The sequence below is a fragment of the Bradyrhizobium semiaridum genome (assembly GCF_020329505.1).
GTDB classification, from domain to species: domain Bacteria; phylum Pseudomonadota; class Alphaproteobacteria; order Rhizobiales; family Xanthobacteraceae; genus Bradyrhizobium; species Bradyrhizobium semiaridum.
Window position 1 is genome coordinate 1 of record NZ_JAGKJJ010000111.1, and the last position, 616, is coordinate 616.

Here is a 616-nt window from a genome sequence, read left to right on the forward strand (position 1 = left end):
CGAGGTCAGGCTCGGCGACTTCCGCGCAGCGTTCACCAATTCGTCGGTCGCGGCCGCCAGCAGCTCGGGCCCGCGCCCCTGCCGGTCCTGGACGCGAATGGTGAAGCCGCCGCCGGTGCCGATGCCGGGCACCGCGGGCGGCGGGATGACGATGATGAAGGCGCCCTGGATCACCGACAGGCGCTTGCGCAATTCGGCTGTGATCGCGTTCGCCGTCAATCCCTTCTTCAGCCGCGCCTCCGGCTCGTCGAACACCGGGAACAAGGCCGCAGCGTTACCGGCCTGCGTGCGCGTCGCGGCCTTTGCCGGTTTCTCCGGCGCGACGCGGACGATGCCCGGCGTATCCAGTGCAATGCGCTCGATCTCGCGCACCACCGCCGTGGTCCGGGCCAGCGACGCGGCGCCGGGCAGCTGCGCCGAGATGATGACGTAGCCGCGATCCTGCGCCGGAATGAATCCCTGCGGGGTGGTGGCGAGCAGCCAGCCGGCGCTGCCGATCAGCACGAGATAGATCGCGAGCATCACCACCGTATGCCGGATCACGAAGTCGGCGGCGGCTGCGTAGCCGTGCGCCAGGCGATCGAACACGCGGTTGAACAGCGCAGTGAAGCTGCCC

The 616-nt window shown here is 69.8% G+C and carries 1 protein-coding gene; it reads right to left on the reverse strand.

The annotated features are described in order from the left end of the window. Positions 1 to 616 (reverse strand): efflux RND transporter permease subunit (locus J6500_RS31735; RefSeq protein ID WP_225716612.1); only part of this gene is annotated, 616 nt, incomplete at both ends.